The sequence below is a fragment of the Fodinicurvata sp. EGI_FJ10296 genome, from assembly GCF_040712075.1.
Classification (GTDB): domain Bacteria; phylum Pseudomonadota; class Alphaproteobacteria; order DSM-16000; family Inquilinaceae; genus JBFCVL01.
The window spans coordinates 339,654-365,274 of sequence record NZ_JBFCVL010000001.1; the positions used below are offsets into that span (position 1 = coordinate 339,654).

Genomic DNA, 25,621 nt, shown 5'->3' on the forward strand with positions numbered 1-25,621 from the left:
CCGGTTCCCGTTTTCCGATCCCGAGAGCCGCCGCGCGAGGTCCCCGCTCAAGGCGGGGACGATCAGGAGGGTGAGGCGTCGGAGATCAGGCACAAATTCGCGACCAGCCTCCTGATCGCTCCCGACGTCGATCGGGAGCCCCGAGACGGATGAGCCCGATTCCCGTTTTCCGATCCCGAGAGCCACCGCGCGAGGTCCCCGCTCAAGGCGGGGACGATCAGGAGGGTGAGGCGTCGGAGATCAGGCGCAAATTCGCGACCAGCCCCCTGACCGCTCCCGACATCGATCGGGAGCCCCGAGACGGATGAGCCCGGTTCCCGTTTTCCGATCCCGAGAGCCACCGCGCGAGGTCCCCGCTCATGGCGGGGACGATCAGGAGGGTGAGGCCGGGACGATTAGAAAATTGAGGCCCGAGAGTATCAGGGAGACGACAAAAGCGGCCGACTCCCGGTATCAGCCGCGAGACTGGCGGAGTTGCAGCGCGCGTTCCAGAATGGCGTTTTCAAGCTGGCGCGCGGTCTGCGGGTCGACGGGGGCGTCAGCCCAACCGCCGTTGGCGCGCACCTGACGCAGCGTGCCGACCGTGATCGCGTCCGACCGCAAGCTGCTGTCGAGGATGGCAACGTTCACGCGAATCCGCTCATTCGGGGTTTCGGGCCCGGAATACCAATCAGTGATCACGACGCCGCCGAACGGATCGGCCTGATCGATCGGCATGAACGAGACGGTATCCAGCGTCGCCTGCCAGAGATCGCTGTTGACGCCGATGGAGGCGGGACCGGCATTGCGCGACCGGCCCGGATCCGTGCTGAAGGTCAGGGCATCCCCGAACAGAAGCCCCCCCTCGTCACGCTCGATCTCTTCCGGTGTCCGGGTGTCGCCGCGGGGCGACATGTCCATGCCGCACGCCGTCAGAACGGGCAAAAGGCCGATCACGGCCAGGGCAGCGAGCAGTTTTCGGGTCATCGCGGGCAATCCCTCACCATCTCTTTGATGCATCGCCGGGACAATACGGAACAAGACGCCGCCACGCCACGGTTTTTCCGCCGGGGTGGGCCGGGGCGCCACTTCAATGCCCAGCCGATCAACAAGAACGCCCCTTGCCGGCTGGCAAGGGGCGTTCCTTCGATACAGTCCTCCGGATGCCGGTCTTGGGCAGGCAGTGGATCAGAAACTGAGACGCGTCGACACCAGGCCGACCCAGCCGGCATTGTCCAGGGACAGCGAGTCCTCGTTGCCCGCCGCCCGCCGCGTGGACGTCCAGTCGCTGCGGAAATGGGTCAGGTCGCTGAGAATGTCGAGACCCGGCGCGACGCTATAGGACCCACCCAGACCGACGACACGTTCACTGACCGTGAACGACGCGCCGTTGTCGGCGTCGCGGCTGACGCTGACTTTTTCTTCAGCATCGGCATAGTTGATACCAAAGCCCCAGGGTCCAACGGTGTATGTGGCACCGACGCTCCAGGTGCGGTCGGTCGACCCGCTCGGCTTGCCGGAATCCCGATTGTCGACATACTGCGCGCCAACCGTAAACCCGCCGACGCCCAGATTGGCACCCAGTTGAAAGGCGCTGAGGTTCTGGCTGGAAAATTCGAGATCGTTGACCGGATTGCCGTCCGCGTCGACGTCGTTGAGGTTGGTACCCGGCTGCCAGATGCGGAAGGTATCGCGTTCATTCGAAGTGCCGAACTCGTAACCGGCGCTGCCGGAAAGCGAAACGCCACTGAACTCGCCCTGATACTGCACGGCCGCCGACACGGCGTCCTGGAAGCCGTCTTCGTTGTTGCGGGCAATCGTCCAATCGTTGGAACCGGTCTGCGGCGTATAGGACAGACCCAGCGTCACGCCAGAATCGTCCAGCGCCGTGCCGGAGGTCAGATACGTAATGTTGGTACCGTCAGCCCCGGCCGTGCCGGTGTCGATGATGCCGGCGTTGAAGACATAATCGCCCCAGTTGCCGTCGAACCCGCCAGTGCCGGCCGAGGGGCTGCCGATGCCCAGTTCGTTGGCGGCGGCGTCCCAGTCGCCCATGCGCACGGTACCGAAGGCACCCGACAGGAAAAGCTGCGCAGACGCGTTGGTCTCGCCCTTCAGAATATTGTAGGAGCCGCCATAGGTCAGGCCGTTGTCCACCGTGTTCGACACACTGATCGTTACGTTGTCCGCGCGATTACGGAAGTCGCCGCTGCGCTCGGCGTCGGTGGCGGCAACTGATTCCGCGCCCGGATTGTAGTCGGCACCGGCGAATCCGTCGTCTTCATCCAGCGCTGCAGATAGGCCGGCACCTGTGATTTCGTCCAGGGACTCTTGCTTGTCCTGAACCGATCCGGGGGCGTCAAGGCCGAATGTATCCAGAAGATACGCGCCTTCAATCCCGGCACTGCCGGTGGCGCCGATGTCGTCGCTCATGGCCGCGCCGGCTTCGAAGTCGAGTTGGCCGCCGACGGAGACTTCCATCTGTGCCGCTGCCTGGTTCGCCGACAGGGCGACGGTGAGCAGGGCGGATGCCGCAAGCAAAGATTTTGTCACCTTGATTCCCTCACGCGTTGGTCGGACCAGAGTGGCACCGGCGTTGGGGTCGTTTCCGACCGAATTTATTCATTTATTTCTATTAAAACGGGAAATCCCGAGCCCACGCAGGGCGTCGGCTCAGGATCCTGCGGGTACCGCCGCCGATGGCGGCGATACCCGTTCAGGTCAGTTCCCGATTTATCGGCCCGTTTGATCAGCCCGGTTGATCAGAACGACAGACGGGTGTTCACCAGACCAACCCAGCCATCGGTCGACATCGTGACGTCGCGAGCTTCGCGGCGGATGCCGTCGGACTGTGTCTCGCTGGCGTTCCAGGTGTTGTCGTAGTAGGTCAGGTCGGCGAGAATATCCAGACCGGGCGCCACGGAGTAGCTGGCGCCGAGGCCGAAGCGCTGTTCTTCGATCTCTTCGTTGACGCTCGCCGTCAAGCCGTCGTCCGATTCAGAGTACGAAACTTCCTGCGCGCCATTGGCGTAGTTGGCGCCGACGGTCAAAGCACCCATGGCATAGGTTACACCGACCGAGACCGTGCTGTGGCGGCCGCCGCTGAGAAGACCGGAATCGCCGTCGTCGACCCACTGACCGCCAAAGGTGAAGCCGCCAAAACCGACATTGGCGCCCAATTGATAGGCGCTGAGGTCTTCATGATTGCGGGTGCCAAAGAAGGCGCCCAGATCTTCGGTCTCGTTGGAGGTGCCGAATTCATAGCCGGCGCTGGCGGACAGCGAGACGCCGCTGAATTCACCCTCGTATTTCGCTGCCACGGAAGCGGCGTCCTGGAACCCGTCAGCATTGTCCCGCTCGATGGTCCAGTCGCTTGAATCGGTTTGCGGCGTATAGGAGATACCCAGTGTCAGGCCGGTATCGTCCAGCGCCGTGCCGGTGGTCAGATACGTGACGTTGGTACCAGCAGCCCCGGCCGTGCCGGTCTGGATGATGCCCGCGGTCGGCACATAGTCGCCGAAGTTGCCGTCGAAGCCGCCGGTGCCGGCGGAGGGGCTGCCGATGCCCAGCTCGTTGGCGGCGGCGTCCCAGTCGCCCATACGCACGGTACCGAAGGCACCCGAGACGAAAAGCTGTGCCGAGTCGTTGCCCTCACCCTTCAGGACGTTATAGGAGCCACCATAGGTCAGGCCGTTGTCGGCCGTGTTCGACACGCTGATCGTCAGATTGTCCATACGGTTGCGGAAATCGCCATTCCGCTCGGAGTTGAGCTGAGCAGGCTCAAAACCTAAGATTCTGTCCGGCGCGTCAATATCAGTATCGTTCGGGTCAATCGGACGGGTGAAATTGGCGAAGCGGCCGTCGTGTTCGATAAGACCAATCTCTTCGAACGCGTCTGTGATTTCGTCGCGATCGAGAGCTTCTGTTTCGTCGATGTCTAAGCCCGGTGCACTGTCGTCTCGGTCGATCGAACCGCTGAAATTGTCCTGGATTACCATGCCGGCCTCGAAGTCGAGCTGGCCGCCCAGGGATACTTCAATCTGTGCTGCGGCTTGGTTGGCCATCAGGCCTGCGGCGGCCATGGCGGATGTCGCCAGAAAAAGCTTCTTCATCATATTCCTCGTTGGCTTGGGGTATATCCCCGGTTGCTATCGACCCGTATGGTGCTTTTCGACCAGATGGTTTTGCCCGCAAAAGGTGCAGGGACTGGATAGCTGATGGGGCACCGCGACAGAAGCCGAAAAGTTGTTTTTTGGACACGTATCGCATCTTGTGTGCGTTTTATACAACAACAGGTAGTTCTCTATCTAATAATCGCCGGTGACCGGCCGGGGCTTGCGGAAAGCCTGGAAATCGGCGCGGTCCCGGCGTTATGGTCCGGTACCGACTGAACCCAGCCGCCGGACCCGCGCATGACCGCTGCATCGACATCACCGATCGAGGCCGAAATCTCGGCCAATCTTGCGGCGCTGAACGCCCGCATCGCCGCAGCGGCAGCGGAGTCCGGGCGCCCGGCCGAGGCCGTGACGCTGGTCGCGGTTTCCAAGGTCCAGCCCGACGCGCGGATCGACGCGGCGTTGGCGGCGGGCCACAGGGTTTTTGGGGAAAACCGGGTGCAGGAGGCGATGGAACGCTGGACGGGACGGCGCGGCGCCTACCCGGATCTACGGCTCCACCTGATCGGGCCGCTGCAGACGAACAAGGTGCGCGATGCCGTCGCCCTGTTCGACCGGATCGAATCGGTCGACCGGCCCAAGCTTGCCCGCGCTCTGGCGCGCGTTATCGCCGAAGAGGGGCGGGACGTCGATTGCCTGATTCAGGTCAATACCGGAGAAGAACCGCAGAAGGCGGGCGTTCTTCCGAAGGATCTGGACGATCTGGTAAGGGTGTGCCGTGAAGAATGCGGCCTGCCGCTGGCGGGGCTGATGTGCATTCCGCCCGTCGAACAGCAACCCGCGCCGCATTTCGCTTTTCTGGCCGAACTGGCCGATCGCCATGGGCTGCCGGTGCGCAGCATGGGCATGAGCGGCGATTTCGAGACCGCGATCCACCAGGGCGCCACCCATGTACGGGTCGGCACCGGCGTCTTCGGCGAGCGTGATTACGGCGACAAGGTTTAGCGGCGAGTCGGGGATTTGGCGCGGGAGAATTCCCCTTCCCCGGACGCGCTGCGGCACGGACGTGACGCGGCGCTGATCCGGGGACCACACTGTCATCGCTCTACCGGTGCGTGTGGACCCCGGATGGTGCTTTCGCACCTCCGGGGATGAGGCAGGGGGCGGATGCTGTGTTAATAAACACAGTTGCCGGGGATGAGACAGGGGCGGAAGCGCGCGTATTTAGCCAGGTGGCTTGACGACCAGCGCACCGCCGGGGGCGCAGAAGGCGAGCACGCGGCGCAGATCGTCGGGCGCAAGGGCAACGCAGCCTTCGGTCGGGGCATAATCCGGTCGCGCAATGTGTATGAAGATGGCGCTGCCGCCGCCGGGTATCGGCGGGGCATCGTTATGGCCCGGCACCACGACCAGATCGTAGAGCCCATCGTCCCGCCACATCCGCTCGTGCCCGCCCGGCCTCGGCAGGGTGACGAGGCGGTTATAGCCGTCCGGATCGGCCGGGTCGTCGCCCCACCCGTCAGTCTCGCCGATCGCCGCGACAGGCAGGGCCGTTTCCGGCGCGTCCAAACGATCCGGCCGGTAAAAGCACCGGCGCAGATCGAATCGGCCGATCGGCGTCACGCCGTCGCCCTCGCGCTTGATCAGGCGAACGCCGCCACGGCCCAGCGCGCAGTCAAAATCCGGCGACAGTCGCCGGCCCAGGCGATCGATCACGGCCAACCAGCCGGACCGGCTGTCACCCGTCGGCGTGACGACCAGATCGGCAGCGTCAGGCGTCACGGCTCATCCCGGCGGCGCTCAGCGCGGCGGAATAGCGGTCCATGATTTCCGACTGCCGATGGCCGAGATCGTAGAGATAGCGCCAGGTGAACAGGCCGGTGGCATGGCCGTCATCGAATCGGATGCGAATCGCATAATGACCGACGGTGTCGACCTCGGCGATCGCGACGTTCCGCTTGCCGGCAACCAGCACCTTCTGCGCCGCATTGTGCCCCTGAACTTCGGCGGACGGGCTCTCGACCCGCAGCAGTTCCGCCGGCAGCGACACCATCGTGCCGTCGTCGAAATCGACGTCCAGGCATCGATCGGCCCTGCGGACACGAATTTCCTTTGGCCATGGCGCCGTCTCGCTGGACGGCCCGGAAACGGCATTGCGTGCAGCATCGGTCATGATCAAACGCTCTCGGTATCGGGGTCGAGCCGCCGGGCTTCATCGACGAGCATGATCGGAATGCCGTCGCGAATCGGATAGGCAAGCCCGGCCTGCTCGCTGATCAGCTCCTGCGCCTCGGCATCGTAGGCCAGCGGCGTCTTGGTCACCGGGCAGACGAGCACTTCCAGCAGCCGTGGGTCTATGCCCGGCGCCGCGGGGGCATCCGGGGCGCGGGGATGCTCGTTGTCGTCATTCATCGTCTCGTCTCCTCCAGGCCTTGCCGACCGACCTTCCGTGAGCCTGCCGCAGCAAACCGTCAGTGCCGGGCGGCCTCGTCGTCATCGCCGGTCATGACGGCCATTTCAAGCAGGCTGATCAGCATCGCGCCGCGTTCCGACATGGTCCCGACCTCCAGCAGTGCCTGCTTTTCCGGCACCTCCAACGGGCAGATCATGGACAGCGAGGTAATCAGCCGTTCGTCAGCCGTATCGTCGATTGCCTGCCAGTTGGCCGAAATGCCGTGCTGGTCGAAATAGGGCCGCAACACCCGGCCCAGGCGGTCGCGGTCGATGCACATGGCTTCGGCGGCATCGAAATCGGCGGCGAAGGCCGACCAGTCTGCCCGCACGCGGCGATACCCGCGCCGGGTTTCGAGTTCTTCCGCCACCCTGAACCGGCAGACGCCGGTCAGGGTGAGCAGGTAGCGGCCGTCGTCGGTCTCGTCCAGCGACGTGATCCGTCCGGCGCATCCGACGTCGAACACCGTCAGGGCGGCGTCGTCCTTGTCTTCCGGCCGGGGCTGGATCATGCCGATCAACCGCGATTGCGCGAGCGCATCGTCGACCATCGCGATATAGCGCTGTTCGAAAACATTCAGAGGCAGTTGCCCGCCCGGCAGCAGCAGCGCCCCTTCCAGCGGAAAGATCGGAATCTCTCCGGGAAGGTCGGCAAACCGGGGTAGGCGTGGGTTTCTGGTCATGAAAACAATATCGATGACAGTTTGCGGCGGCCGGAGATCGTCAACGGATCAGTCGGGCCGAGCGCCTCGAAGAGCTTCAGTAACTCTAGGCGGCCGGCGCCGTCATTCCAGTCCCGGTCCTTGCGAATAATCGTCAGCAGGTGGTCCATCGCCTCCTCCTTCCGATTGGCGCCGAAGAGCGCACGGGACAATTCCAGCCGCGATTCGTGATCGGCGGGATTTGCGGCCACGGCGGATTCGAGTTCCGGCAGGTTCTCTGCCGCCTTGCGCGCCTGTTCGGCCATTTCCAGCGCCGACCGCACGGCCGCCACGGCGTCGCTTTTGGCCCGCTCTTCGGATAGCGAGTCCAGCAACTCGCGGGCGGAGGCCAGATCGCCCAGCTCGATCAGCGCCCGGACCACGCCGATCGCGGCGCGCTCGTTCTCGGGATCGTGCTGCATGACCTGCTGATAGAGCCCGCCGGCGGTGCGGGCATCGCCCGCCGCCAGTGCCTGGTCGGCCTGATCGAGGGCTTCGGCCACCGGATCGCCCTGGTCGCCCCCGGAAGACGCCAGCAGCTTTTCCACGAATTGCTGAAGCTGGCTTTCAGGCTGGGCGCCCTGGAACCCGTCGAGCGGCCGCCCCTGATAAAAGGCAAAGACCGTCGGCAGCGACTGGATGCGCAGCTGGGAGGCGAGCTGCTGGTTCTCGTCGACATTGATCTTGACCAGCTTGACCTTGCCCCTGGCGGCGCGAACGACTTTCTCCAGCGCCGGGCCAAGCTGCTTGCACGGGCCGCACCACGGCGCCCAGAAATCGACGATGACCGGCACCTGCATCGATGCGTCGATGACGTCGGCCTGGAATTGGGCGGTATCGCTGTCCTTGACCGGGTCTTCTTCGGGGCTGCCGCCGCCTATGATCAGATCGTCCATTTTCGACCCTTCGCGTTCGTGCCTGTAAGGTAGCGCCCCCGTCGCAGGGAGCGCGTGGAATCAGTCGGCATCCAGATCCACTATGTGTGGTGTGTGCCCGCATGCCTCAATGAATTTGAGCAAATCCTCGCGCCGAATCGATGTCGTTCGGCCGTTGACCAGAGGATGGTAGTTCAGCACGGCATTTTCCATCATCCGGGCGTCCAGAATCGGTTTCACCGACAGCGACCGGTCGTTGATCAATGCGAACGGCGTCACCGATCCGGGCGCGACACCCAGAGTTGCCATCAGCCGGTCGGCCGATCCGAACGACAACCGCCCGGCGCCCAGACGTTCGCCCAGCCACTTCAGATCGACGGTCCGGTCCTCGTCGCACACGATCAGCCACATTTCCTTGCGCTTGTTGCGCAGGAACAGGTTCTTGCAATGCCCGCCGGGAATCAGCCCGCGCAGATGCCGGCTTTCATCAACGGTGAATACCGGATCGTGGTCCCGGGTCGTCACCGAGATCCCCAGCGCCTCGAACCGGCGAAAGAGATCGTGGGGCGTTGCATGTCCCGGGGTCTCGGGCCCCACTGTTTCGGGCTGGTCCTTGTCCATGGCGTCCACGGCGTGCCTCGTCGGCTTGAAACGGAAAAAGCGTTCTCCGGCATGGCTTATAACGCACGCGGCAGGGGCCCGGAAGCCCGCTGCCCATGCTTTGAAGCAGATTTCCCCGCGGAGGCGAATTTGGTGTTGCATTCGCAATGCGCTTGGCTATATTCCCGCTCACAACGTCGGGCGCCGCAACAAGGTGGCCGACAGGCGATCCGGCTTCCGGATCACCGCATGGAGCGCGGGCGTAGCTCAGGGGTAGAGCACAACCTTGCCAAGGTTGGGGTCGAGAGTTCGAATCTCTTCGCCCGCTCCAATACTTTCCCGAATATCGGTCGGACCACAGGCCGGACCGCCAACTGGCGCCGCCGCCGCGATAGCGTCGGTCACGGCCGGGTTTTCACGCGCCGACTACTGGTTGCGTCCCTCGCCCCCGTCGACTATCCCGTTACCCTTCCATCCCCCACGACGATCTGCCGTCGGCATCGCGCGGCGATCTTCTCGTCATGGGTCGAGATCAGGAAGGCGGTGCCCTCTTCCCGATTGATTTCGCCGATCAGGTCCATCACCTGCATGGCCGTGGCCCGGTCCAGATTGCCCGTGGGCTCGTCCGCCAGCACCAGTTCGGGTCTGTTCATCAGCGCCCGGGCGACGGCGACGCGCTGCTTCTGGCCGCCGGACAGCTTTGCCGAGGGGAAGTCGACACGCGACTCCATTCCCATTCGCACGAGCAACTGGCGCCCGCGCGCCCGCGCCGCACCTGTCTCGCGCCCCGCACGCACCGCGGTGGGGAAAATGACGTTCTCCAGGGCGGTGAAATCAGGCAACAGGTTGTGAAACTGAAATACGAAACCGATGTAGCGGTTGCGGAACTCGGTCAAAGCGGCATCATCGGCACTGACCAGATCCTGCCCCAGCATCCGAAGACTGCCTGATGTAGGCTTCATCAGTGTGCCGAGGATGGTCAGCAGGGTGCTCTTGCCCGACCCCGAAGGACCGAGCAGGGCCGCCATCTCACCCGCCTCCAGCGTCAGGGACAGCCCGCGCAGGACATGGGTCGCCGCATCGCCCTCGCCGAAGGTCTTGATCAGGTCGCGAACCTCCAGCAACGCGGTCATTGCCCGATCGCCGTGACCGGGTCGACTCGCGCCGCAGCCCGGGCCGGCAGGATCGAGGCGAGGATGGCGCCCAATACCGTGAGCGTGACGGCAAGCCCGTAGGAGCCTTGCGTGATGTCCATTGGCAAAGTGCCGGAGACGAATTCATCGCGCGTGGGAAAAGGCAGCAGGGCCAGATAACCGAGGACGGCCCCGGTGATCCCGCCCATCAGCCCCACAAGAGCGCCCTGTGTGACGAACACGAACACGACAAAGCCACGCCCGGCCCCCATCGCCCGCATGATCCCGATCTCGGGGCGCCTGCGATAGGTCGAAAGCAGCAGCGCCGAGGCGACGCCGATTACAATGGTGATCAGCGCGAAGCTCTTGAGAAAGTACCCGGTCTGGGCCTGTGCGTTCAGCGCCTCCATCAACTGCTCGGCCCCATCCGTCCAGGGTACGGCATCGAGCCCGGTCAGCGCCCGGATGCGCACGGCCGTGGCATCGGCGGCATTCAGGTCGTCCAGTTTAATCTCGATCCGCGTGACCCCCTGTGGAATCGCAAAGAGCGTGCGCGCGGTGGGAAGACTGACAAAGACGCTGGACCGGTCCAGCATGCCTGTTCCGGTCTGGAAAATGCCCCCGACAGTCAGCGCCGCCGTCACGCCGTTGGAGGATTGCAGCCGCAGCACCTGCCCGACCGAAAGGTCAAGCTCGTCCGCCAGGCTGCGACCCAGGACGATCACGCCGGAGCCCAGTCGCGCCGACCCTGCAACGATATAGCCTTCCAGATCCAGGATGGCCGATTCACGGCCCGGCTCCAGCCCCGTCACGCTGACCTGCGCCACCTGCGCGCCGCGAGTCAGAAAGCCCGCACCGGTGATCTGGGGCGACACGGCCCTGACGCCGGGAACAGCGTCGATCATCGGCGCCCAGGTCTCTGCATCGCGCAGGGTGGCGGTGCGAAGGCGGCCCGGCTCGACCGCCGTCAACAGATGCCCGTCGACATCGATCAGGACGGCCGGGTCGGCGCTTTCCGCTTCGATCGTCACATGGCTGATGTCGCCTACGGTGCGCGACAGGATGAACTCGGCCAGCCCACCGATCAGCGCCGACATGAAAATGAAGATGAACACGCCAACCGCCACGCCCGAGACCAGAAGTGCGGTCTGCGCCTTGCTGGCGGTCAGGTAGCGCGTCGCGATCTTGAGACCGTAGAGCATCAGGGCGCGTCCCGGCTTATACGCAGCCCGTCGCTGAGGCCTGCCGCGTCGACAATCACCGGGTCGCCGGGCGCCAACCCGTCGGTAACGATCAGCCGGGCGGCGGGCCAGTCGGTCACCGTGACGGGCTGGAGCCTGGCCACCTCGTCTCGCGCCAGAAAAACCGCCGCGCCGTCTCCTTCTGTCACGATCGCCGTGCGCGGCACGGTCAGGGCGGCATCGCGCTCATCGACCACGATATTTGCGGTCACGGTCAGACCGATGGGCGCGCTGACCGGCGCATCGAAACCGATCTTCACGGCAAGGCCGCCGGTGGCCGCATCGACCCGGCCAGACACGGCATTGACATGCCCCGTCCGTGTCTCAGTCTGTCCCGAAAAACGCAAAACCGCCGGCTGGCCGACGGCGATCTGGCTGGCATACCCTTCATCAATATCGGTTTCGACGATGAGGTCGTCCAGATCGGCGACGGTCATCAGCGCGGTCGCCGTGTCAGCGACCTGGCCCCTCTCGGCATCCACCGCCACGATCGTGCCTGAAATGGGCGCGCGCAAGGTATGGCGGGCCAGTTGTACCTGCGCCTGTTCCAGCAGTGCCCGCATGCGCGCGACCTCCTGCACCGCAGATTGCAACGCGCGGCGGTTCGCCTCCAGTGCGGCAACGCTGATGTTGGCCCCCAGCGCCAGAGACCGCGCGTAAGTCGCATCGGCCTGTTCCTGCGCGACCAGCGCAGCGTCGAGCGCGGCCCGACTCTGCCGTACGATCGCATCCTGTGCCGCGGCATCGATCCGGGCGAGCACCTGCCCGGCTTCCACCCGTTGCCCCTCGCTTGCCGACACCTCCGTCAGGGTGCCGGTCACCTGCGGGCGCAGGTCGACCGAATGCCGCGCCGCGATCCGGCCGTTGACCGCCAGCACACGGGTGACGGGGGCCATCGCGACCTGCTCGACGGCAACGGATATCGGCGTCGGGCTCCAGGGTTGCAGGTAACCGATGGCCGCCGCCAGCGCGGCAGCAACGCCTGCCGCCAACCATAGCCATCGACGCGGCTTCCGGCCGCGTGCTGGCATCTCCGGTGACGGGCGAAGCACATGCACAAGTGGCGAAGTCGGCTCAGACGATGCCCGCTCCGTTGGCAACCCTTCGTTTTGCTGCCTCGGAGGTTCAGGCAAAATCATCGCACCATCGTTTTCAAGGAATGAACGAGCCTTGAAAAATACATTGGAGTGAACGGGGCCGACTTCAATCGATTGCCTTCGTCGACTTGATCACAGTATTTAAATTGTGATGATGGCACCGGATCAATTCGTCGTTCGATGCCATCGATTGCCGTCTTCCGGTTTGGGACCAACCATTCAGCCGGAGGCAGCGTAGACCGCGTCGCGCATCTCGGCAGGAAACGCGCCAATGACGCCAGCGAGCGATGTGTTTGTCAGGACGACTACAGACGACGCCCGCTCCGGAACCCTACCCCGTCGCCCGAATGGCCCAGTTGTCCGACCTGCCCGAGCGCACCTTCAAGCGCCGTTTCAAGGCCGCCCCCGGCTATGCCCCGATCGACTATGTCCAATCCCTGCGCGTCGAAGAAGCCAAGCAATTGCTGGAAACGACTGGCGATGCCACGGATGCGGTGGCCCAATCCGTCGGCTACGAGGAACCCGCCTGTTTTCGCCGCCTGTTCAAGCGTCTGACCGGTGTCACGCCGGCCGCCTACCGCCGGCGGTACCGCTTCATCGGCATGGCCGGACAGAACGGGCACACAGATCGATCCGGCCGGGCAGAGCGCCCTATCTCTGGGTGAACAGACGATCCTGGATGAAGCGCAACGGCTTGAACAGATATTCCAGAAGGGTCTTTTCCCCTGTGATCACATCGACCTGCGCGGTCATGCCGGGCAACAGGCGGATGTCCGGGTCATCGGGCAGCGCATCCTCATCGACGGTCACGAAGGCCTTGAAATAGGACCTGTCGGCCTCGTCGACAAAGGTCGTGGGGAGAATATCGTCGATGCGGCCGTCGATGGCGCCGAGCTGTGCGAAATCGAGCGCCGGAATCCGGATCATCACCGGGTCGCCGGTCTCGATCACCGCGATATCGCGAGGGTCGATACGGGCAGTGATTCGCAGCGGGCTGTCCAGCGACGCGATGCGGGCGATCTCCGCGCCCGGCGCGATCACACCGCCAACGGTGTCGGCGAAGGATTCCTTGACGATGCCGGCGGTCGGCGCGGTGATCTCCGCCCGCGCCAGCCGATCGTCCAGTCCGCCGATGGTCTCAAGCAGTTCCGCCCGCTCGCGCAGCACCTCGTCCCGGCGGCCGAGATAATCCGCGCGCAGATTGGCATCCAGTTCGTCCAGTCGGCGCTCTGTCTCGGCGATCGACTGCTGAAGTCGGGTCAACTCCCCCTCTATGCGGCCGACATCGGTGCGCGCATCGCTGTGGCGCAAATCGGCCTCGATCACCTGCAGCCGGCTCGCCGCGCCGCTGGCGGCGAGTTGCTGGCGCATCGACTGTTCCTCGCCCACCAGGGTCAGAATCGTTCGGGCCTCTCCCAGCACACGCTCGGATGAGGCGATCTCTGCCTGAAAGGTATCGATCTGGCTTTCAAGCACGCCGCGCCGGCTTTCCTCGGCCGCCCACTGGCCGTCGTACAGCGCCTGTTGGGTGGCGATCACGGTGTCGGGGGCATCCGCGACAGAGTCGAAGTCGGGCCGGCGACCCTCCAGCAGCGCCGACAGTCGCTCCGCATCGAGCGCCAGCGACTGCGACCGCACGACCAGTTGCGCCCGCTCGGCCAGGATCGCGCGGGTATCCAGACGCACCAGCAGATCCCCGCGCTCGACCAGCTGGCCGTCCTCGATTGCGATATCGGCGATGATACCGCCCTCAAGGTGCTGGATGCGCTGAATCGGCGCCATCGAGACGACCTCGCCCTCGGCATGGGCCATTTCCTTCATCCGCGCCATCGACGCCCAGACCACGAACGCGGTCAGCACGATCAGGACGACGAAGACGACCCAGCGCAGAAGGTTCGGCGAGGACCGTTCCTCCAGCAGGATCGAGTGGTTGAGAAACGTATCCTGACGCCGGATTCTGGCCGGCGCGCGCATGTTGTCGCGCCCACGCCCCGGCAGGGCGTGTTTCGAGTTCCGGGCCGGCGGTCGCGCGTCGCGTCCGGTGGGTTTGTGATCGATGATGACGGTCATGCCGGAACCGCGTGATGGCGTGGAAATTCGAAGGACGTCGCCATTCGTAGCGCCATGTGCGCATAGAAATGCTTAACGCCGGCAGCATTTTCACGCAAAACTGGCTGGACCCGGAGGCTTTATCCATCACAGGATATCGGCCGGCTTGCCGTTCTTGGCGACCATACCGTTGTTGATCACCAGCAGACGGTCGGCCTTGCGCATGGTCGACGGCCGGTGAGTGACCAGAATCACCGTCGTCTCGCCGCGCATCCGGTCGAGTTCCTCGTAGAACAGCGCCGTGCGTTCATTGTCCAGATTGTCGATGACCTCGTCGATCAGCAGCACCCTGGGCTGGCGGGCATAGGCCGCCGCCAGGGCGATGCCATTCAGCAGCATGGTCGATATCTGCCCCATCTTCTGGTCGCCGACGCGATGGGCATAGCCATCGGGCAACCCCTCGATCAGGTCGTGGACCCCCGCCCGCCGGGTGGCGGCTTCGATCCGGTCGCGGGTCGCGGTCGGCATCGATAGCCGCAGATTCTGCATCACGGTGCCGAAGAACAATTCGAAATCCTGCGGCACATAGCCGATCGCCTGACGCACCGTGATCGCCGCATGCTGACGGATGTCGATGTCGTCGATATGGATGCTGCCGGCCTGGGGCTGATAGAGGCCGAGTATGACTTTCAGCACCGTCGATTTGCCGGAACCGTTGGGGCCGGTGATCGCGACCACTTCGCCCGGCGCGAATTCCGCGCTGACGCCGAGCAGCGCCGGGTCCATGTCGCTTGCATAGCGGAACGAGACCCGCGACAGCGCGACCTTGCCGTCCTGGACCACGGCGACATCCTTGCCGGCCGTGGTGCCGTCCATCTCCTGCGGGCTTTTCATCGCCTGATTGAGCCCGTTGATTGTGGACTGGAGCTGTCCCAGACGGGTCAGCAGCAGAAAACCGGCCTGCAGCGGGCTGATGGCACGCCATGTCAGTGTCATGACGGCAATCAGCGCGCCCACCGACATCTGGGCATTCATGACCTGCACGGCGCCCAGAGCAATGGTCAGCATGCCGGTCATGACCATGACTGACTGCCCGACGGCCGTTGCCGCTGCCGATGCCTGGGCCGCCTTATAGGTCGAGAAGGCCGCTCTGCCCGATAGCTCTCGGTATCGTCGACGCCAGGCCGCGGTCGCGCCGCTCATTCGCACCGCATCGTGTCGCGCGACGGTTTCGAAAAGGAAGTCCTGGCGTTCCAGCCCCTGCCTGGCCGCGGCGGAGGTCAGCGCCGTCATGCGTGGCGCCATCAGCCAGGCAATGGCGCAATATATCAGCGCAGCGGCCAGCGGCACCGCCGCCAGCCACCCGCCCAGCAACGCCAGCGCGACGAGAAACACCAGCGCGAACGGCAGCTCCACGATCGTCGTCGCCGCCGATCCGCTGAAGATGTCGCGAATGGTGTCGGTCTGGCGCAATCGCTGGACCTGCGAGCCCAGACGCATTCGTTCACTCAGCGCCAGCGGCAGCCGGAGCAGATGCGAAAATATGCCACCGGCAACGAGAATGTTCAGCCGCGAGCCGATATGGGCGAACAGCCGGCCGCGCAACAGCCGCAGGCCGGCCTCGCCGAGCAGGGCCATGACCGCGCCGGCCAACAGCATCTGAAGCGTGGTCAGTGACCCCGACGGGATCACCTGATCGTAAAGCACCATGATGAAGACGGCCGGGGTCACCGCCAGCAGGTAGGTCAGGAAAGTCAGTCCGGCGATCCGCGCGAACAATCCCCTGAATCGGGCGACGATGAACCAGATCCACCGGCCGCTTTCCGCGGCTTCCCTGGCGCCATCATGTCCCTCGGCACGCGTGAACAGATAGATATCGCCCTTGAGCGCGCGAAGATCGCGGCTGACGATGCGGCCGATCGCCGGATCGAACAGCATCACCTGACCGCGGCCGGTCGCCCTGAGCAGCACCAGCGCCGGCGCCCCGGGGCGGATAAGCAAACAGGGCAGCAGTCGGGAATCAATGCGGTCGCAGCGGGCCGCGGGTACGACGACGCTGGCATAACCCAGCAGCGCAAGGACGTCGCGCAGTGCCGCCGGGTCCAGGCGCTCGGCGAAATGGGGCAAGGCTTCGGCGACGCTGCGGGCATCGCCGCGCCAGCCAAGGGCCTCCAATAGCGGCCAGAGGCATACGGCGATATCGTCGACGTCGTCCAGGACCGACAGGCTGGCCTGGACCGTCGCGGCAGTCGCCCCCGGCCCGGATCCGAAGCGATTGGCCTTCGTGTTCTCGCCGTCATCCGATGGAACCGGCGTGTCGTTGACGGGTGGCGCGGACCGGGCCACGGTCATGACGGCGTCCTTCGTCGCCGGGCGCGGATGACGGTGGCCGGCTTCTGTGGCTCATTTTCAACCAGACGACCGTCCGACAGCGTGAATGCCCGGTCGACGATTCGCAGCAGCGAGGGGCGCTGGCTCACCACGATCAGCGTCTTTGCGCCCTTTTGCTCTTCCAGCACGCCGCGCACCAGAGCGTCGCCGTTGGTGTCCAGCGCGGTGTTGGCGGCGTCGAACAGGATGACCGGCGGATCGGCGAACAGGGCACGGGCGATCGCGATGCGCTGAACCAGTCCATGCGGCAAAATATAAGGGGATCCCGGCCCGATCACGGTATTGAAACCGTTCGGCAGCCGGCCGGCCAGCGCCGTCAGCCCCAGGCGCGCCGCGATCGCGTAGGCCCGCTCCCGGTCGCGCTCGATGCGATCGCGGACGGACGATGTACCGCTGTCCGCGTCACTGCCGCCCGGATAATCCGGCGTATCCTCAGCCGCCATCCCGTCAGCGGGTGAAATGTCCTGTTCGGCGAACATCGTGATGTTGTCGAGCAAACTGCCCGCGAAAATTGTCCCGCGGCTGGGGATATAGGCGATCCGGGACAGGACGCTTTCTTCGGTAAAAGCCCATGGATCCTTCGCGCCGTCGAGGCGCACCGTGCCCGTGTCAGGCCGGACCAGCCCCGCCATGACCATCAGCAGCGTCGTCTTGCCCGAACCGGCCTCACCGGTGATGCCGACCGCCTCGCCCGGGCGTACGTCCAGATTGACGCCATCCAGGATGGCCGGCAGCGACGGACCGTACCGCAGCCCGATATCATGCAGCACGATCCCGCCCTTGATGCGGGGAAGTACACGCGTGCCCCATGGCCGGGACAAGGGCAGGGTCATGCCCTCGCGCACATGGTCGTTGTGAAGCGACAGTTTCTTGTAGCTGGTCCAGATACCGAACGCGCGCTGCAAGGGCTGAAGCGCCCGATTGGCCAACAGCGTGCAAGCCGCCAGTTCACCGATCGACAGCGCGCCATCGATGACGGCCACGGCACCGCCGGCGGCGACGGCGATCATGGTGATGCCGCCCAGTGACGCCGACATTGCGCTGGCGGTCGCCGCGTTGGCGGCAATAGCATGATCGTTGCCGGTGGAGGTCCTGAGGAGCCGTTCGTAGCGGCGCATCATCGGCGCTTCCAGCGCTTCGCCCTTGATCACCGTCATGCGCCCCAGCGTCTCCAGTTCGAAGTTCAGACGATGGGTATGGGCCTTGTCGGCCGCCCGCAGCAGAGGCTTCAGGAAAATGTCGCGAAAAGCAAAGATCGCCAGAAATATGCCGAAGATCGCCAGCGGTATGGCAGCGACCCAACCCCCGATGATGTAGATCAGGCCGACGAACAACGCGACAAAAGGGATGTCGGCGGCAACGCCGAGCGCCTGTCCGGCGTGAAACTCCTTGATTTTGCCGACGGAGGCAAACCGTTCGCAGTGCTGACCGTTGCCGCCGCCCGCGATCGCGGTCCGGTCAGCCGCCAGAAACCGCGACAGCATGTCCGTGCCCAGGATGTGTTCGAACCGGGCACCGGCCCAGGCGATACTGGTGGACCGGATATAGGTCAGAAGCGCTTCGAGCACGAGCGCGACGGTCACTCCCAGGAAGAGCACGGTCAGCGTTTCGATCGCCGAATTCGGGATGATGCGATCATATAGCTGCAGGATCGCCAGCGGCATTGCCAGGGACAGGACGTTCATCCCGACCGACGCGGCCACCAAAGGCATGGACCGCCAAGAAAGCAGGCGGGGTCGTGCCGGTCGCCGCCCATGGCCGTCCTGCGCAATGGTCTCAGCGACCATGGCAACCATGGCCGCACCGGAGGTGATCACGCCGGAGATCGCGACCCCGGAAAGCGTTGGTGGCCGGCGTCAGCCGCACCGCATGCGGGCGCTCATACGCATGTCTCCAGACCCGTCGGATCGCAATCGAACGAGCCATCGTCACCGCCGATGCCATCGAAAACGGGGTCGTCGCCACCCGCGTCGCCACCGCCGGCGTCGCCACCACCGTCATCGAAGGTGAAAAGGTCATCTGCCGCCCCATCGTCCGATCCACCATCTGATGTGCCGTCATTCGCCGGTGCGTCCGGAAACGGCCTGTCGCCGTCTTCGGTGTCGTCGATGATCGACGCGGCCTTGTACGCATCTGTCTCCGGTGGCACCGCAATGTTGATTTCCGGAGCCTCGCCGCCCTGTTCCACGACAGTATCCGCATAGGCGTCCGCGGCGTCGGCCGCATCGGCCATGGCATCGCGATAACCTTCATAAGCAGAGTCCGCCATCAGGGCGGCCGCCCTTACCGAATCGACATCGGCGTCCGCCGCATCCGCAGCGGCCCGATAGTCTTCCAGCGCACCGGCATACGCGTCCTCGGCCTCCTGGTAGGCTGCCAGTGCTTCGTCAAAGTCACTGCGCGCCGCCGCGACAGCGTCCGCTGCACCATCGGCCGCCGCTGCCGCGGCCTCGAACTCCGCCGTTACTGCTTCGTAGGCCGGTACGACGGCGTTTTCGAACACGGCCACGGCCTGATCATAGGCACCCGACGCCTGACCGAAGTCGCTCCAGGCTTCCTCGGCCGCGTCACCCGCAGCGTCGGCCTGCGCCCGCGTTGCGGCCAGTTCCTGCTGGGCGGCGGTGTAGTCGGCGTCCGCTGCCGAAAATTGCTGACCGGCGGCCTCGAACGCGGCGTTAGCGGCATGGGCCTCGGCGGCGAGGCCTTCGTAGTCGTCCACCAGCGCTGCCAGACGGTCTTCGGCCCCTGCAATGCCGGCCTTCTGATCGGCCAGTGCTTCGTTCAGCGCCTCGATCCGGCCGAGGTCCGCGTTATAGTTTCCGACCGCCTCGTCGAGGCTCGCGCGCGCTTCGTCATGGGCCTCGATCGTCTGCTCGTACCGCGCCTGAAGATCGCTGCGCCCCGGGTCGCGTGCCAATGCGCCATGGGCCTGACCGACAGCATCCTGAAGCTCACCGACGGTGGCCTTCATCGATTCAATGGACTGCCGGTCCCCGTCAGCGGCATCGGTCGCCTCCACGATCGACGCCTGGGTGGCCGACGCTTCATCGACCAGCGTCGCCAGCTCCGCCCGCGCGGACGCGATCTCGTCTGCTTTCGTCTCTGCGGCCTGGCGGGCGGTCATCGCCGCGTCGCGCGCCGACAGCGCCGCGCTGCGGGCGTCTTCGGCCGCCGTCAAGGCCGTCGCGGTCTGGGCTTCCGCTGTATCGACGGCGCGGACAGCGTCGTCATAGACACCCTCGGCTGCAACGGCCGCATCATGAGCCGTGCGGGCGTCGGCTTCGAGCGTCGAAATCGTATCGATTGCCTGCTCGGCCTGTTCACGCACGTCGGCCACGCGATCATGCGCCGCGTCGGCAACCGCGACGGCGGCCTCATGAGCATTCACGGCATCGGCAACATCCGATTGTGCCGCACTCACCTGCTCGTGAGCGGTTTCCATCGCTGCCGCGCGTTCTTCGGATACGTCCCATGCGCCCAGTGCGGCGTCTATGGCGGCATCCGCCGCGTCGGCGGCCTCTGTCAGCCCTGTATGCGCCGCGTCATAGGCAGCGAATGCCTCGTCTGCAACAACCATGGCATCGGCAACCGCGCCGTGAGCATCGGCGATCTCGTCGTTGCCGGCCTCGACCCGATCCTTTTCGGCCGCCCACGCCGCCATAGCGGCATCGTGCTCGGCGGCGATCTCGATGTTGCTCGGCCCGGTCCGGATGACCGTCGGCGACGGCGCGTTCACGGCGTCGTCGGGATTATGGGCGACGCGGACGACCGACTGGACAATGTCGCTGTCGCCGCCCTGGCCGGAAACCTGAAAACCGACCAGCCGGTCTCCTTCGGTCAGGGTGTCGCCGTCGGCATTGACGGTATCGATCTCGACCGAATCCAGCAGCGATTCGAAGACCGATGGCGGTGCCATCCCCGCGGTGCTGAATTCGACCGTCGCGCTTTCGCCGTCCGCGGCCCGATCGACGACGAACGCGACGTCATGGCCGTCGACCTGGAGGACGCCTTCGCTGTCCGTGCCATTCCACCCGTCGAAGCCGAACACGGCGCCATCGAGTTGATCGAAGGTCACGACCGCACGATTCAGGGTGTCCCCGTCATCGCCATGGCCCAGCGAAACACGCGGCGAGGTCGAGACCGTTTCCAGGTTTTCGATGAAGACCGGATCGACGTTCAGCCGGAATACGAGGTCGTTGAAGTCGCTGTCGCCGCCGGGACGAGCCAGATCCTCGAACCCGATCAACAGTTCACCGGTATCGACGCCCCAGGCATCCAGTTCGCCGCGGTCCTCGCCGACGACGCCACTCATGGCCTGCTGCTTGTTCGACGTGTTCAGGCCCAGCGTGTCGCCGTTGGCGGCCGTGTGGAAAACGTCGTTGGAGACGGTCCCGCTGCGGGCATTGCCGTGATCGTCGACATAGTCGAAGGTCAGGCGCGGCGTGCCTGCCTCGCCGCTGACTTTCGCCGGGTTGCCATCGGCGTCCCTGAACGAGAGAGCCGCCCGGCCGCTCTCCATCGCTTCACGGAAGTCGCGGTTGTTGTTGCCGTTGGAAACGAGAAAGAAGCCGAAGGAATCGCCGGCCGAAAGGTTGGCCAACTCTACCGTGCTCTGGCCCGGCACCAGATCGCCGCCCTGATTGATGCCGCCATAGATGCGGTTGATGGCGGCCAGCTGGTCGGCGTCGGCGCCCTGATCCTGCCATGCCTTGAGCACGTCGGCCTTGTTGGCTCCGGACGCATTCTCCCAGATCATCGACACGTCGCTGATCGTGCCGTCTTCACCGATCTTGTAGTAGCCGAGCGCGTTCTTGTGACCGGCACCCTCGCCGACAAAGGTCACGCTGACCGGAAAATCCTGCTCCAGCGACAGGTTGTTGATCTTCTTGGTACCGTTTATGTACTCCGGATTGACGTGGCTGCGCTCGCCGCTGAACGGGTCCAGATACTCCCATGTCTCCGATTCGTCCGGCGGGTTCAGCATTTCACCGGCGGAATCGAACACGATCAGCCCGCTGCTGGCGTTGATCTCGGGGCGGAACGCGACCGGGTCCGGTGCATCAGGCACGGTCATCTGTACGGGCTGTCCCGCGCCAGCCAGTCCGATGGCCGGCCCATCGGCCAAAGCCGGAATGGCGAACATGCCGTAGTCCGGCGCCGATGCACTATCGGCGAAAAGATCCGGCGTATCCGGCACCGACAGCGCGGTTGCCTGCCAGGACGGCAGATCGGCAATCTCCAGATCCGAGGGGCTGAACGACCGGCTTTGGATGGCCGAAGGTGTCCAGACCGCAGGCGACGCGACAGTGGCGGCAAACGGCGCCACGCCGTCGAGGCCGCTCAGCGTCGTTTCACCCAGTGCATCCGGGCCCACCGGTACCGGTCCGGGAGCATCCAACGCCGGCAGTTCGTCGAAGCCGGGAAGTTCGGGAACTGCGGCGGCGGCGTCAGGTTGCGGGCGATCCGGCACCGCTGCCGATCCATCAGCAGGCGTGTTCGGGCCGTCATCCGGGCCGGTGCCTGCGGGCGGCGGAACGTCTGCAGCCGGTATGCCGCTGTCCTGCCGAAGGTCAGCATTAGAAGCCGCCGCTCCGCTGCGGCCGGCATCGCCCCTGTTCTCGCTTTCCCTCGCTGCGGATGTCAGGGTGTCGATGGTGCCGCTGTCGCCGGGCTCGATCCCCGACTCAATACCCGATTCAAGACCGGGCGCCGTCGTCGTGGAGAACCGGGCACCGGTCCCGACATCGCCCCCGACGGCAGCCCCGAGATCCGGGTCGACGAACCCCAGGGGGTCGGCCGGATAACCAGCGCCACGGGCGGTCGTCGGTGTGTCCGTGGCCGATCCCGTTACACCCTCGGGGGGCGCGGGCACGGCGGCCGGATCAGGATCCTCGCCATGCAGGACCTGGAGGGTTTCCAGCCGGGCATCATTGACGCTGACCGAAACGCCGCCAGCGTCGTTGGTCTCGGCCGCCGGTTTCAACGCCGCTCGCGACAGAGCTGTCAGCTCGTCGTTGATCACGTCGTCCGTCAGTTGCGCGCCGTCCTGCTGCTCCGCCATGAGCCCCTCCGTCCTTCATCGACCGGTCAGTCGCCGATCGGGATATGCGAGGATCGCCGTGCACCAGCGCCGGCCGATCCGATCAATCAAATCTGGTTTCAATCGACAGAGCGGACACAATTAATTCTATAATAAGTTGCAGTTAATGCGGTGGACCCGGCCGCAGCTGGCGCCGACACCGCTCTACAGACTGCCGAGGAAACGTTAACAAGGTGTTGATACGGTCCATCGGGATACCCGCCGCTGGAAAAGGCAGCTGAATCCCTTATGTTATTGAGGGACGCGGGGGCGTGACTGCATTTCCGGGAGGATGAACGATGACGAAGGCCGCACTAGTCGCCCTGATGACCGCCACTATCGTCGTGGCCGGCGGTTGTACGACCAATCAGCAACGGCTGAGCGGTGCCGCGACAGGCGCGGCTGGCGGCGCTGTAATCGCCGGACCGATCGGCGCCGCTGTGGGTGGTGTCGGCGGCGCGCTTGCCGCACCGACGGTCGTCCGCGAAACGCGATGACCGGACCGTTCCGATCCACCCTTGGCCTGTTCAGTCCTGCGGGGCCGATCTATGCCTGTGGAGGACGAAAACGATCCAGGGCCGCAAACGCCGACTCATAGGGCGCAAATCGGTCCATCTGGTCGTTCTTCTCAGCCATCGTGGCCGGTTCCTGTTCGCCGTCGGAGTCGGCGTGCGGGCCGACAAACCCCATGATCGGGCCGACGGCCTCGCGGGGTGATCCGTCGGCTCGCGGCCGGTTGATCACGGCGTCTACGATGCGCCGGAACGCGGACTCGGCCTCAACGGCCGGAAGGATGAAAAACCGCCAGTCATCCGGCGTCTCGCGCTTGCCCACCGGCCGTGCCGGCGTGGCGAGCACCAGGAAATCGGCCTGGGCCTGCGGCGCGGCTGCACGGTTGACGATGGGCGCACCGTCGCGGACGCTTTCCGTCACACTGCCCCCGGACACCCAGCCATAGCGATTGGTGGCCGTCACCGCGAGCTGGGCCTCCCGCTCTCCGTTGATGATATGCAGATCGACGTTGTCGCTGAGTGGCGCATCGACCGTCGGCAGGACCGTCCAGCCCCGCGATTCCAGGGCGTCGGTCACCGCGTCAATACCGGCCGACGCGAGCGCCTTCTGCCAACCTGTCTGTTTTCCCGCGCTGCTCTTCGCCAAGGCCGTAACCCTTCCTGATTGTTCGCCTGATTTCTCGATTGCACGCCGATCATCCTGCACATGGATATCGGCCGCGGCTATCCCAAGGCCCCTCATACCGGACCCGCGCCAACCACGGAAGAGGGATCACCCCGAATACTCCCGCCCGATACTCCCGCCCGCCCCCCGGAAAGACGCAGCGGCGCAGACGAACCGCATGCCGACAAATGCGCGGGAATATGTCATTCTCGCCGCAACGACTGCCACGACCGAACTGGAACCATCAATGCGTATCGCCCTTGCCGGATTCAACCTGGAATCCGTCAGTTTTCTGCCCTCCGAAACCAGTATCGCCGATTTCGAGCATTTCGAAGCCAAAGGCGATGCCATCATTCCCCGATTCCGGGGCACCAACACGGTCATGGGCGGATTCATCGACGCCTGCGACGCGGCCGGGGCCGAGATGCTGCCCATCGTCCAGACCGAGGCCGGCGCCCGCGGTTCGGCGTCGGAGGCCGCTTTCAAGCATTACGCCTCGATGATCGTCGACGCGATCCGGGCCGAGGCCGGGCGGCTGGACGGCGTGCTGCTGCACCTGCACGGTGCGCTGACCACCCCCAGCCGCACCGACCCGGACGGCGACATCGTCGCCATGGTGCGCGCCGCCATCGGCCCGGACATGCCGATGATGCTAGCGCTCGACTACCACGCCAACATCGATGCCGCGTCGATCGGCGGCGCCGACGCGACCTTCGGCTATCACTACTCGCCCCATATCGACATGGGCGAGACCGGGCGCCGCGCCGGAAACTGCCTGGTCCGGACGCTGCGGGGCGAGATCAGGCCGACAACGGCGATCGTCAAGCCGGGCCTGATGGTGCCCAGCATTCTCAGCGCCACCGGACTGCACCCATTGGCCGAATTCGTCGAACAGTCGCTGCGCCTGCCGGCCGAGGACGCCCGCATCATCGATGCCACCGTGTTCGCCGGATTTTCCTATGCCGATGTGCCGAACTGCGGGTTCTCGGTCGTCGTTGTCACCGATGGCGATCCCGACCTGGCGCACCGAACCGCACTGACGCTGTCGGACAAAATTTTCCAGGCGCGCGAGGCGCTTTACAAACCGGGTTTCGCAATGGAGATGGCCACCGGCGTCGACCACGCACTTGCCGTGGCCGCCACGGCCGACGCACCGGTGGTGATCCTGGAACATGCCGACCGGATGAACGACAGCACCCACATCCTCCGCACGCTGGTCGAGCGCGGCGCCAAGGGTGTTGCCGTTCCCTATCTTTGGGACGCCGAAACCGCCCGCGACGCCTGCGCTCTCGGTACCGGCAGCGTGGGCAGGTTCATGGTCGGCGGCAAGTCCGACCCTCGCGCCGGCGGACCTGTCCTGATGGAAGCAGAAATTCTGTGGGCGGGACACAAGCAGTATATCGGCACGGGACCGTTGCGCAAAGACAGCCCGGTCGATCTCGGCTGTACCGCCGTTCTGCGCAGCGGCGGCATCACCGTCAGCGTGACCGAGGTGCCGACGACCGCCATTGACGAGGACCCGTTCCGGCAGTTCGGCATGGCGCCGGGAGATTTCGACATCGTTGTCCTGCGATCGAAAACCCATTTCCGCGCCATCTGGGAGCCGATCGCCGCTGAAATCGTCATCGTAGACACACCGGACTGGGGACCGGCGGACCTTCTGTCGCTGCCCTATCGGCATGTGCCGAAAACTGCTTATCCGTTCTCGGCGGCTGGCTCCTGAGGGCTGCGGCG

Annotated in this window: 21 protein-coding genes and 1 tRNA gene; 5 read left to right on the top strand and 17 right to left on the bottom strand. The window is 65.0% G+C overall.

Features of this window, described 5'->3' with window-relative positions; genetic code table 11:
• Nucleotides 1–453: 453 nt before the first annotated feature.
• From ABZ728_RS01560 to ABZ728_RS01570, 3 genes are all read right to left on the bottom strand, one after another.
• Nucleotides 454–966 carry a DUF3576 domain-containing protein gene (locus tag ABZ728_RS01560; protein WP_366653840.1) on the bottom strand — a complete coding sequence of 171 codons (513 nt, stop codon included), beginning with the start codon at nucleotides 964–966 and terminating at the stop codon, nucleotides 454–456.
• Nucleotides 967–1,167: 201 nt separating this feature from the next.
• The gene (locus tag ABZ728_RS01565) at nucleotides 1,168–2,532 is read right to left on the bottom strand and encodes a porin (protein ID WP_366653842.1); all 1,365 of its coding nucleotides are present in this window, start codon (nucleotides 2,530–2,532) and stop codon (nucleotides 1,168–1,170) included.
• A gap of 209 nt (nucleotides 2,533–2,741) precedes the next feature.
• Nucleotides 2,742–4,091 (bottom strand): porin, encoded by a 1,350-nt coding sequence (locus tag ABZ728_RS01570; RefSeq protein WP_366653843.1) that lies wholly within the window; start codon nucleotides 4,089–4,091, stop codon nucleotides 2,742–2,744.
• 300 nt (nucleotides 4,092–4,391) lie between these two features.
• Here ABZ728_RS01570 and ABZ728_RS01575 point away from each other — a divergent pair, with 300 nt between their 5' ends.
• Nucleotides 4,392–5,099, top strand: a complete 708-nt coding sequence (locus tag ABZ728_RS01575) for a YggS family pyridoxal phosphate-dependent enzyme (RefSeq protein ID WP_366653844.1) — start codon at nucleotides 4,392–4,394, stop codon at nucleotides 5,097–5,099.
• Nucleotides 5,100–5,318: 219 nt separating this feature from the next.
• On the opposite strand, the gene ABZ728_RS01580 is transcribed toward ABZ728_RS01575, so the two are convergent.
• From ABZ728_RS01580 to ABZ728_RS01605, 6 genes are read right to left on the bottom strand one after another with little or no spacing between them, the layout of a single operon-like run.
• A complete protein-coding gene (locus tag ABZ728_RS01580) occupies nucleotides 5,319–5,816 on the bottom strand; it encodes a L,D-transpeptidase family protein (RefSeq protein WP_366654340.1) in 498 nt (165 codons plus the stop codon).
• A gap of 49 nt (nucleotides 5,817–5,865) precedes the next feature.
• A complete protein-coding gene (locus tag ABZ728_RS01585) occupies nucleotides 5,866–6,267 on the bottom strand; it encodes a DUF971 domain-containing protein (protein ID WP_366653845.1) in 402 nt (133 codons plus the stop codon).
• Nucleotides 6,268–6,269: 2 nt separating this feature from the next.
• Complete coding sequence (locus tag ABZ728_RS01590; RefSeq protein ID WP_366653847.1) at nucleotides 6,270–6,506, bottom strand: Trm112 family protein; 237 nt, start codon at nucleotides 6,504–6,506, stop codon at nucleotides 6,270–6,272.
• A 59-nt stretch (nucleotides 6,507–6,565) separates the two neighbouring features.
• A complete protein-coding gene (locus ABZ728_RS01595) occupies nucleotides 6,566–7,228 on the bottom strand; it encodes an LON peptidase substrate-binding domain-containing protein (RefSeq protein WP_366653849.1) in 663 nt (220 codons plus the stop codon).
• Nucleotides 7,225–8,142: a thioredoxin gene (trxA, locus tag ABZ728_RS01600; RefSeq protein WP_366653850.1), complete on the bottom strand. Its 918-nt coding sequence runs from the start codon at nucleotides 8,140–8,142 to the stop codon at nucleotides 7,225–7,227. Before trxA ends, ABZ728_RS01595 begins: the two co-directional genes overlap by 4 nt.
• Nucleotides 8,143–8,202: 60 nt before the next feature.
• Nucleotides 8,203–8,742, bottom strand: a complete 540-nt coding sequence (locus ABZ728_RS01605) for a prolyl-tRNA synthetase associated domain-containing protein (RefSeq protein WP_366654341.1) — start codon at nucleotides 8,740–8,742, stop codon at nucleotides 8,203–8,205.
• 235 nt (nucleotides 8,743–8,977) lie between these two features.
• Between ABZ728_RS01605 and ABZ728_RS01610 the strand changes: the two genes are divergently transcribed.
• A tRNA-Gly gene (locus ABZ728_RS01610) sits at nucleotides 8,978–9,052 on the top strand.
• A gap of 124 nt (nucleotides 9,053–9,176) precedes the next feature.
• On the opposite strand, the gene ABZ728_RS01615 is transcribed toward ABZ728_RS01610, so the two are convergent.
• Genes ABZ728_RS01615 through ABZ728_RS01625 form a run of 3 tightly spaced genes read right to left on the bottom strand, consistent with a single transcriptional unit; the run spans nucleotide 9,177 to nucleotide 12,087 of the window.
• Nucleotides 9,177–9,854, bottom strand: coding sequence for an ABC transporter ATP-binding protein (locus ABZ728_RS01615; protein WP_366653851.1), 678 nt, complete (start codon nucleotides 9,852–9,854; stop codon nucleotides 9,177–9,179).
• Nucleotides 9,851–11,056: an ABC transporter permease gene (locus tag ABZ728_RS01620; RefSeq protein WP_366653852.1), complete on the bottom strand. Its 1,206-nt coding sequence runs from the start codon at nucleotides 11,054–11,056 to the stop codon at nucleotides 9,851–9,853. Before ABZ728_RS01620 ends, ABZ728_RS01615 begins: the two co-directional genes overlap by 4 nt.
• On the bottom strand, nucleotides 11,056–12,087 hold the full coding sequence (locus ABZ728_RS01625; RefSeq protein ID WP_366653854.1) for an efflux RND transporter periplasmic adaptor subunit: 1,032 nt from the start codon (nucleotides 12,085–12,087) through the stop codon (nucleotides 11,056–11,058). The genes ABZ728_RS01620 and ABZ728_RS01625 overlap by 1 nt, the downstream gene beginning before the upstream one ends.
• Nucleotides 12,088–12,485: 398 nt before the next feature.
• Here ABZ728_RS01625 and ABZ728_RS01630 point away from each other — a divergent pair, with 398 nt between their 5' ends.
• Nucleotides 12,486–12,857 (top strand): helix-turn-helix domain-containing protein, encoded by a 372-nt coding sequence (locus ABZ728_RS01630; RefSeq protein WP_366653855.1) that lies wholly within the window; start codon nucleotides 12,486–12,488, stop codon nucleotides 12,855–12,857.
• Here ABZ728_RS01630 and ABZ728_RS01635 read toward each other — a convergent pair.
• From ABZ728_RS01635 to ABZ728_RS01650, 4 genes are all read right to left on the bottom strand, one after another.
• Nucleotides 12,844–14,262 (bottom strand): HlyD family type I secretion periplasmic adaptor subunit, encoded by a 1,419-nt coding sequence (locus ABZ728_RS01635; protein ID WP_366653857.1) that lies wholly within the window; start codon nucleotides 14,260–14,262, stop codon nucleotides 12,844–12,846. The two genes, ABZ728_RS01630 and ABZ728_RS01635, sit on opposite strands and share 14 nt — an antisense overlap.
• 126 nt (nucleotides 14,263–14,388) lie before the next feature.
• Nucleotides 14,389–16,593, bottom strand: coding sequence for a peptidase domain-containing ABC transporter (locus tag ABZ728_RS01640; protein ID WP_366653858.1), 2,205 nt, complete (start codon nucleotides 16,591–16,593; stop codon nucleotides 14,389–14,391).
• Nucleotides 16,590–18,449, bottom strand: coding sequence for an ATP-binding cassette domain-containing protein (locus tag ABZ728_RS01645; RefSeq protein WP_366653860.1), 1,860 nt, complete (start codon nucleotides 18,447–18,449; stop codon nucleotides 16,590–16,592). Before ABZ728_RS01645 ends, ABZ728_RS01640 begins: the two co-directional genes overlap by 4 nt.
• 62 nt (nucleotides 18,450–18,511) lie before the next feature.
• Nucleotides 18,512–22,693, bottom strand: a complete 4,182-nt coding sequence (locus tag ABZ728_RS01650) for a DUF4114 domain-containing protein (protein ID WP_366653861.1) — start codon at nucleotides 22,691–22,693, stop codon at nucleotides 18,512–18,514.
• Nucleotides 22,694–23,010: 317 nt separating this feature from the next.
• On the opposite strand from ABZ728_RS01650, the gene ABZ728_RS01655 reads away from it, so the two are divergent.
• Nucleotides 23,011–23,208, top strand: a complete 198-nt coding sequence (locus tag ABZ728_RS01655) for a hypothetical protein (protein WP_366653862.1) — start codon at nucleotides 23,011–23,013, stop codon at nucleotides 23,206–23,208.
• 49 nt (nucleotides 23,209–23,257) lie between these two features.
• Here the strand turns inward: ABZ728_RS01655 and ABZ728_RS01660 are convergent, their stop codons facing one another.
• Entirely contained in the window at nucleotides 23,258–23,869 is a 612-nt protein-coding gene (locus ABZ728_RS01660; RefSeq protein WP_366653863.1) for a hypothetical protein, read from the bottom strand.
• A gap of 196 nt (nucleotides 23,870–24,065) precedes the next feature.
• On the opposite strand from ABZ728_RS01660, the gene ABZ728_RS01665 reads away from it, so the two are divergent.
• Nucleotides 24,066–25,610 carry a M81 family metallopeptidase gene (locus ABZ728_RS01665; protein ID WP_366653864.1) on the top strand — a complete coding sequence of 515 codons (1,545 nt, stop codon included), beginning with the start codon at nucleotides 24,066–24,068 and terminating at the stop codon, nucleotides 25,608–25,610.
• The last annotated feature ends 11 nt before the right edge of the window (nucleotides 25,611–25,621 follow it).

Coding starts and splice junctions, on each gene's coding strand:
- ABZ728_RS01560 (WP_366653840.1), bottom strand. CDS start 966: ATGACCCGAAAACTGCTCGCTGCCCTGGCCGTGATCGGCCTTTTGCCC.
- ABZ728_RS01570 (WP_366653843.1), bottom strand. CDS start 4,091: ATGAAGAAGCTTTTTCTGGCGACATCCGCCATGGCCGCCGCAGGCCTG.
- ABZ728_RS01575 (WP_366653844.1), top strand. CDS start 4,392: ATGACCGCTGCATCGACATCACCGATCGAGGCCGAAATCTCGGCCAAT.
- ABZ728_RS01585 (WP_366653845.1), bottom strand. CDS start 6,267: ATGACCGATGCTGCACGCAATGCCGTTTCCGGGCCGTCCAGCGAGACG.
- ABZ728_RS01590 (WP_366653847.1), bottom strand. CDS start 6,506: ATGAATGACGACAACGAGCATCCCCGCGCCCCGGATGCCCCCGCGGCG.
- ABZ728_RS01595 (WP_366653849.1), bottom strand. CDS start 7,228: ATGACCAGAAACCCACGCCTACCCCGGTTTGCCGACCTTCCCGGAGAG.
- trxA (WP_366653850.1), bottom strand. CDS start 8,142: ATGGACGATCTGATCATAGGCGGCGGCAGCCCCGAAGAAGACCCGGTC.
- ABZ728_RS01605 (WP_366654341.1), bottom strand. CDS start 8,742: ATGGACAAGGACCAGCCCGAAACAGTGGGGCCCGAGACCCCGGGACAT.
- ABZ728_RS01615 (WP_366653851.1), bottom strand. CDS start 9,854: ATGACCGCGTTGCTGGAGGTTCGCGACCTGATCAAGACCTTCGGCGAG.
- ABZ728_RS01620 (WP_366653852.1), bottom strand. CDS start 11,056: ATGCTCTACGGTCTCAAGATCGCGACGCGCTACCTGACCGCCAGCAAG.
- ABZ728_RS01635 (WP_366653857.1), bottom strand. CDS start 14,262: ATGACCGTCATCATCGATCACAAACCCACCGGACGCGACGCGCGACCG.
- ABZ728_RS01640 (WP_366653858.1), bottom strand. CDS start 16,593: ATGACCGTGGCCCGGTCCGCGCCACCCGTCAACGACACGCCGGTTCCA.
- ABZ728_RS01650 (WP_366653861.1), bottom strand. CDS start 22,693: ATGGCGGAGCAGCAGGACGGCGCGCAACTGACGGACGACGTGATCAAC.
- ABZ728_RS01655 (WP_366653862.1), top strand. CDS start 23,011: ATGACGAAGGCCGCACTAGTCGCCCTGATGACCGCCACTATCGTCGTG.
- ABZ728_RS01665 (WP_366653864.1), top strand. CDS start 24,066: ATGCCGACAAATGCGCGGGAATATGTCATTCTCGCCGCAACGACTGCC.